Source organism: Leptolyngbya sp. FACHB-321, from assembly GCF_014695975.1.
Classification (GTDB): domain Bacteria; phylum Cyanobacteriota; class Cyanobacteriia; order Leptolyngbyales; family Leptolyngbyaceae; genus Stenomitos.
Genome location: NZ_JACJPI010000076.1, coordinates 57,804 through 64,692 on the forward strand (window position 1 = coordinate 57,804; position 6,889 = coordinate 64,692).

Sequence of the window (6,889 nt, forward strand, 5' to 3'; positions counted from 1 at the left end):
ACTGATGGTGTACTTCGTACAAGTAATGGGCTAAATCAGATCATTTCATCTATTCCTAAGCATAAAATATGTCAATCACAGCAATAAAAAGTGACTCACTCTCACTGAATCAGCTTGGGAACTTAGTTGAGCTACTAAAATTTCGAGCATCTCATCAAGCTAATCAAGTTGCCTATACCTTTTTAAATAACGAACAGACAGAGAATCTAACCTACCGAGAGTTAGATCAACAAGCTCAAGCGATCGCGGCTCAACTTGTATTGAAAGTTTTGCCAGGTGATAGAGCTTTACTCCTATACCAACCTGGACTTGAATACATCGCAGCTTTTTTCGGCTGTTTGTATGCAGGAATTATTGCTGTTCCAGCGTATGTACCTCGTCCCAATCGTTCAATGGAACGACTAGAATCAATTTTAATAGATTCACAACCAAAAGTTGCATTGACTACAACTTCTACACTAACAAATCTGGATGGAAGACTTGAGCAATTTCCCACTTTAAGAACGCTTAAATGGATAACTACTGATCATATTGAAGATAGGAGTATAAATATAGATCAGAAGTTAGCTGAGACAAAACACGAATTAGCATTTTTACAGTACACTTCTGGATCGACATCTGCTCCTAAGGGCGTAACGATATCTCACCAGAATTTGCTGCACAACCTGAAATTGATACATCACTGCTTTGGTCACACGACCCATAGCAAAGGAGTGATCTGGTTACCGCCCTATCATGATATGGGGTTAATTGGTGGTATTTTAGCGCCTCTCTACGGAGGGTTTCCAGTCGTGTTAATGTCACCTTTCCTATTTTTACAACGTCCTATTCGTTGGTTAAGAGCAATATCGCAGCACCAAGCAACAACGAGTGGAGGGCCAAACTTTGCCTACGATCTATGCGTCCAAAAAATTAAAACTGAGGATTTAGGCGACTTAGATTTAAGCTCTTGGGAAGTTGCTTTTAATGGTGCTGAGCCAATTAGATCTGATTGTATGAGAAGATTCACAGAAAAGTTTGCACCCTACGGCTTCCGCCATGAATCTTTTTATCCTTGTTATGGGATGGCAGAGGCAACCCTCATCATTTCGGGCGGATCAAAATTAGCAGCACCAGTGATTAAAGCATTTGACCGCATATCGTTAGAACAAAATCAGGTCAAGCGAGCAATCAACTGTAATAGTGAATCACAAGAACTGGTAGGTTGTGGCCAAACCCTGTCTAAACAAGAAATTGTTATTGTCCACCCCAACAAATTAACTCAGTGCGACAACAGTGAAGTTGGAGAAATTTGGGTTCAGGGGTCTAGTGTGGCACAAGGTTATTGGAACCAAACAGAAAACACACAAGAAACATTCAATGCTTATCTGATAAATTCTGGAAAGGGACCTTATCTACGAACGGGCGATCTGGGCTTTATCCAAGATGGGGAGCTATTTGTAACCGGGCGACTGAAGGATATCATTATTATCCGAGGTAGTAACTACTATCCCCAGGACATTGAAAGAACTGTTGAGCAAAGTCATTCAAGTTTGTGCTCCAACGCTAGCGCAGTATTTTCTATTGAGTTAGAGAATGAAGAACGATTAGTTATCGTAGCTGAAGTTGAACGTCGTTACAGTAGAAATTTCAAACAAGCTGTAAATCAGGGCGCTCATGAGAAATGCGAACAAGATTTCAGTTCTCTTCAGAAGAATACAGCGCCAAGTGATGAACAAAGCAAAGATCTATTAACAGTTCTCAATCAATTGGTAGGGGATATTCGCGAGGCAGTTACTCAACAATATAACCTCCAACCCTATGCGATCGCGCTTATCCAGGTTGGGAGTATTCCTAAAACCTCCAGTGGCAAAGTTCAACGTTATGCATGCAAAAGCGCATTTTTAGCAAAAACTCTAAACATTGTCCACATGTATTGTTTGGTTTAGTTTTTCGTACAGCGATCGACAATTTGGAAGTAGCTTTTATTTAGCCATATGAACACAAAGCCGTTTGAAACAAAGGATGCCAAAGGTCTAAATATTGCTGTCATCGGTGCTGGTGCAGCAGGACTGACTGCGGCTTATCTGCTGCAACAAAACCATAACGTGACTATCTTTGAAAAGGATAAGCGTCTTGGAGGTCATGCACATACTTTAGTTGTTGAACAAGGTCCTGACGCAGGAACTCCTTTGGATATTGGTTTTATGGTTCTCAATGATCATAATTATCCAACCATGCACCGATTAATCCATCAATTAGGTGATGTTGAAATCGAGGAAAGTGACATGTCCTTCAGCTATCACTCTGAAGAAAGCAAACTGGAATATGCTTATGCAAACCCTAAAAGTAAGTCTTCTCGGTTGAACAATGGAATAGGTGGGGTGCCTACTAAAGATCAGAAGTTAGATCCAGTAGTCATTAAAATTATTAAGGAGATTTATAAGTTTGGTTGTAAAGCATCTCAAGATCTTGCTGACGGCATTTTAGCCAACCTAACTTTAGGGCAATATTTAGAAGCAGAAGGTTTTTCCACTGACCTTATCAATCTCTATATTATTCCAAGCGCCTCAGCGATTTGGTCCACTGCGCCAAGTCAAATTACTGATTTTCCAGCAGCAACTTTTTTGCACTTCATGAACAATCATGGCATGTTAACAAGAGATCAGATTCCAAAATGGCAATATATCAAGGGTGGTAGTCGGAATTATATCAATACTATTATCAGAAAATTTAAGGGAAGAGTAAAAACCAACTCTCAGGTTGATTCTATTTCTAGAGAATCAGATGGTGTCTATATAAAAGAGAATAGTAATACATATAAATTTGACTATGTTGTGTTTGGAGTTCATGCAGATCAGGTTCTCAATCTGCTTAGTGATCCGTCTGAGGAAGAGATTTGCTTATTGGGAACGTGGAAATATCAATTGAACCGAACTATAGTTCATACTGATATCTCTGTTATGCCTTCCCATAAAGAAGCATGGGCCTCTTGGAATTATACTCAAGAACTAGAAAATAATTTGGATTTTTACTCCGTAACGTACCACTTGAATCGAATACAAAATCATAGACATACTCAGAATCAATACTTTGTCACCTTGAATCGTCGTCAAGAAATTCCTGAGAAGGCTATTTTGCACCAAGTTGATTTCACTCATCCCGTTTACACTTTTGAAGCAGTCAACACTCAGAAAGGGTTAATTCAACTAAATGGTACCCGTAGAACATTTTTTTGTGGAAGCTATCTAGGCTACGGTTTTCATGAAGATGCTATTAAATCGGGCGTTGCAGTAGCTAATCAATTTGACATTTCACTTTAGTTGCGGTTCCTCAACGGAGTTGATCTGATTTTAGATCAGAGTAGAATTCATTGCCAAAACCTTACAAACACTCCCGCCATGTCTAACAATTCTCCAGGTAATCATTCGTCTGAAGCAACTACTCATTCCTCCAAGAAGGTGATCCAAAAAAGCGCCTTAAAAAAGAGTCAACAGTTTCACGCATTTTTGATTACTTTGCTACCTTTATTAGGAACCATTATCGCAGTTTCATTGCTTGGAAAATACAGAATAAGCATCACCGAAATCAGCCTTTTCTTAACAATGTGGATTGCCAGCGGAACTGGTATTACGGTTGGATTTCATCGACTATTTACCCATAGATCGTTCAAGACAAGCAAGGTCATCCAAGTAATTTTGGTAATACTAGGATCAATGGCTGGTCAGGGGCCACTAATTTACTGGGTAGCATTGCACCGTCGTCACCACGAATGTAGTGACCAATTGGGCGATCCCCATTCCCCTCACCAGCAAGAGGCATCTAATCTTAAGATATTTAGGGGATTAGCCTATGCCCATATTCTTTGGATGTTCGACCATGAAATTCCAAATCCCCTTTACTATGCACCAGAACTATTAAGAGACAAAATCCTTTTCAAAGTTAGTCAATTGTATTTTGTCTGGTTCTGCTTAGGACTAGTATTTCCAACAGTCATTGGAGGTTTCATATATCAGTCATTTTCAGGAGCTTTTCTTGGTTTTTTGTGGGGCGGACTGGTGCGGCTATTTTTTGTTGAACATGCAATTTGGAGTGTGAACTCTATTATGCATATCTATGGTGAGCGGCCCTTTCAAACGAATGAAAGAAGTACCAACAATTTATGGTTGGCAATTCCAACATTAGGCGAGTCTTGGCATAACAACCATCATGCTTTTAATAGTTCAGCTTTCTTTGGTATGAAATGGTGGCAGATCGATTGGGGTGGATATGTAATTCGAACGTTAGAGTTCCTAAACCTAGCATGGGATGTTAAAAAATCAACGAAGCAGATGATTGAAAATCGAAGTGCATGGGTACAATCTAAATCAGTTATTAATTGATTTAGGAGCAAGAATGAGTAGGAAAAATTGACAATGGAAAACGCGTCAATGATTGAGGTTAGGAGATTTCTAGAAAAAAAATACCTGTAGGGGTAGATTCTGTAGATATCTTGCAGGCTTCACCATGCAATTCTGGCTAAACCTGTCCCTACTATCGGGTCTCTTCTTTTGGAGAAATCGCCTTAATGCTCATTTCGATAATTTACAATTAGAAACAATGCAGAAGAGTTCAAGAACAGAAAAAGAGATTCAGAATTGGTTGATCTCATATCTCTCAACATCTCTAGGAATTGATTCTACGGAATTAGATATTACTTCCAACCTAGAGAGGTATGGTTTAGATTCACTAGCAGCAGTGGGAATGACTAGTGAATTAGAGGATTGGCTGGGACATGAAGTAGATCCAACAATCACTCATGATTATCCGACTATTGCATCAATCTCGCAGTATTTAGCAAAGCGCTAACTGACCTATGCAATGGGAGAAACCAGTTTCTCAAACTCTGACATCTATACTTCTTATCATTGGAGCGGTCTTTCATGAACCTTACCCACAAATCGACATTAGATACATCTGCTTCCCTAGACATCCTTGATTACCAAGGAGCGTCAGATTGGGCTATTCAGCATCACTATGATGTTAGTAATGACTTTTATAAACTCTGGCTGGATAGAACCATAAGCTATAGTTGTGCATTGTGGTCAGAACACGAAAGTTTTGAATCTTTGGAATCTGCTCAAGTCAGAAAATTAGATTATTTTGTCAAACAAGCACAAGCCAAGGGCGCAAATCACGTTCTAGAAGTTGGCTGCGGATGGGGAGCTATGCTCAAACGTCTAGTTGAGATCTATGGGGTTAAGCAAGTAACGGGCTTAACTTTAAGTCAAGCGCAGCTAGATAACATTGAGTCATTTCAGCATACTGGAATTCAAGCCAGATTAGAAAACTGGTTTAATCATTGTCCAAACGAACTCTACGATTCTATTATCTCGATTGAAGCTTTTGAAGCATTTGTTAAACCAGGATTATCTCAGGTCGAGAAAGTTCATGCTTACCATAAATTTTTTCAATGCTGTCACCAATGGCTAAAACCTTCTGGCTTTTTAACGCTACAAACTATTGCTTATGGCAGCATGTGTGCAAAAGAAATCAAGCCTCTCATTATCAATGAGATTTTCCCAGAATCCGACTTACCACGATTCGTTGAGATTGCGATGGCGATCGAACCACTTTTTGAGATTGTAGCCATCCGCAATGACCGACAAGATTATGTACGAACCTTAAAGGCGTGGTTCAAACGTTTGAAGGCAAATCGGACAGAAGCGGTATGCTTAATTGGAGAGAAACGTGTCATTGATTACGAACAGTATTTGCAGCATTCTATTTTTGGTTTCGCATCTGGAGCACAGAATCTATTACGCATTACTCTCCGTCGTATCGATAAATCATCCCAAAGCTGAACTCGTATTTCTATAGTACATCTGCTAGAGATTGACTTATTTCGATTCTCTATCTAGGAACTACAAAATAACTAGCCATGTAAAAAAGTAGTTTTGACAAAAATATTCTTTGAATAAAATATTAATATGTGGCTTTCAAAGGTATTTGCGAATAAGGCGTTCATAGTACGTAGAAATTCCACTCCTACACCCCGGTTACATTCTATGAAGGATGGCTATAGCCAGTTCTAACAAGAATTATTTGCTTGTGCACAATTGAATAAATCGGCTTCACAAAATAGTAATTTCTTCTCAAGATTTCCGTTCTTGAAGTTAAGAGTTCACTAGAAGGCAAATATGAGCGAACAATTCCAGAAGCAACCATTTGAAATTGAAATAAATTTACCAGTTAGAACTTATGATATTGACTTTGCGGGCATTGTTAACAACATCGTTTATATCCGGTGGTTAGAAGATATGCGCTTGGAAATGTTAGCGCTTCATTTCCCCTTAAACGAACAAATTAAGAATGGAATTGCCCCTATTATTGTGCAAACACGAGTTGACTATAAACAGGCCATTAGAATTCCTGATACTCCTTGTGGCAGGATGTGGATTAAGGCAATAGACTCACTGCGCTGGACTGTTAATGCAGTGATATTGGTTAATGGTAAAGTAGCTGCTCTCGGTGAACAAACAGGTATTTTCGTCAATCTACAAAATGGTAAACCTATCCGTGTACCAAAAGAATTACGAGAAAAGTATCAAGAGTACGATGTATCGCCTTTGTTGAGTAATGGAGAAATTTTGGTCGCTAAGGCTGGAAAGCCTGCTGATCCTAGCTTCTAGTATTCGTCCTAATGGGTACGTGGTCCGCTGAACCGTCCCACTATTGATTGTTTAGGGGAAGGTTGATGTTCTTAAAAGCTTGATTTTGTATTGTTTTGGCTTTCTTCCTGCCGCTAGACCAATCATGGGGTTAAACTCAGCGGAGCAGTCACCCACCCCGCTGGTCTCCAGAACCGTGCTTGAAGTGTTAACCTCACACGGCTCCTCAGTGATCTGGTGCTTGTCATGCATACCTGTTA

6 protein-coding genes and 1 pseudogene are annotated in these 6,889 nt (G+C 39.6%); 6 read left to right on the forward strand and 1 reads right to left on the reverse strand.

Annotated features, from left to right (window positions below; genetic code table 11):
• The first annotated feature begins 68 nt into the window (after window positions 1-68).
• From H6F76_RS22470 to H6F76_RS22495, 6 genes are all read left to right on the forward strand, one after another.
• Entirely contained in the window at window positions 69-1,928 is a 1,860-nt protein-coding gene (locus H6F76_RS22470) for a fatty acyl-AMP ligase (RefSeq protein WP_190448446.1), read from the forward strand.
• A 48-nt stretch (window positions 1,929-1,976) separates the two neighbouring features.
• Window positions 1,977-3,302 (forward strand): FAD-dependent oxidoreductase, encoded by a 1,326-nt coding sequence (locus H6F76_RS22475; protein WP_190448447.1) that lies wholly within the window; start codon window positions 1,977-1,979, stop codon window positions 3,300-3,302.
• A gap of 78 nt (window positions 3,303-3,380) precedes the next feature.
• The gene (locus tag H6F76_RS22480; protein WP_190448448.1) at window positions 3,381-4,361 is read left to right on the forward strand and encodes an acyl-CoA desaturase; all 981 of its coding nucleotides are present in this window, start codon (window positions 3,381-3,383) and stop codon (window positions 4,359-4,361) included.
• Between the two features lie 124 nt (window positions 4,362-4,485).
• On the forward strand, window positions 4,486-4,827 hold the full coding sequence (locus H6F76_RS22485; RefSeq protein ID WP_199305190.1) for an acyl carrier protein: 342 nt from the start codon (window positions 4,486-4,488) through the stop codon (window positions 4,825-4,827).
• 74 nt (window positions 4,828-4,901) lie between these two features.
• Window positions 4,902-5,822: a cyclopropane-fatty-acyl-phospholipid synthase family protein gene (locus H6F76_RS22490; protein ID WP_190511639.1), complete on the forward strand. Its 921-nt coding sequence runs from the start codon at window positions 4,902-4,904 to the stop codon at window positions 5,820-5,822.
• 336 nt (window positions 5,823-6,158) lie between these two features.
• Complete coding sequence (locus H6F76_RS22495) at window positions 6,159-6,650, forward strand: thioesterase family protein (RefSeq protein WP_190511641.1); 492 nt, start codon at window positions 6,159-6,161, stop codon at window positions 6,648-6,650.
• A 51-nt stretch (window positions 6,651-6,701) separates the two neighbouring features.
• On the opposite strand, the pseudogene H6F76_RS30040 reads toward H6F76_RS22495, so the two are convergent.
• Window positions 6,702-6,889, reverse strand: a pseudogene (locus tag H6F76_RS30040) (hypothetical protein); the annotation flags it as partial.

Bases quoted from the DNA above. Each gene is read 5' to 3' on its own strand.
- H6F76_RS22470 (WP_190448446.1), top strand. From the start codon at position 69: ATGTCAATCACAGCAATAAAAAGTGACTCACTCTCACTGAATCAGCTT.
- H6F76_RS22475 (WP_190448447.1), top strand. From the start codon at position 1,977: ATGAACACAAAGCCGTTTGAAACAAAGGATGCCAAAGGTCTAAATATT.
- H6F76_RS22480 (WP_190448448.1), top strand. From the start codon at position 3,381: ATGTCTAACAATTCTCCAGGTAATCATTCGTCTGAAGCAACTACTCAT.
- H6F76_RS22485 (WP_199305190.1), top strand. From the start codon at position 4,486: ATGCAATTCTGGCTAAACCTGTCCCTACTATCGGGTCTCTTCTTTTGG.
- H6F76_RS22490 (WP_190511639.1), top strand. From the start codon at position 4,902: ATGAACCTTACCCACAAATCGACATTAGATACATCTGCTTCCCTAGAC.
- H6F76_RS22495 (WP_190511641.1), top strand. From the start codon at position 6,159: ATGAGCGAACAATTCCAGAAGCAACCATTTGAAATTGAAATAAATTTA.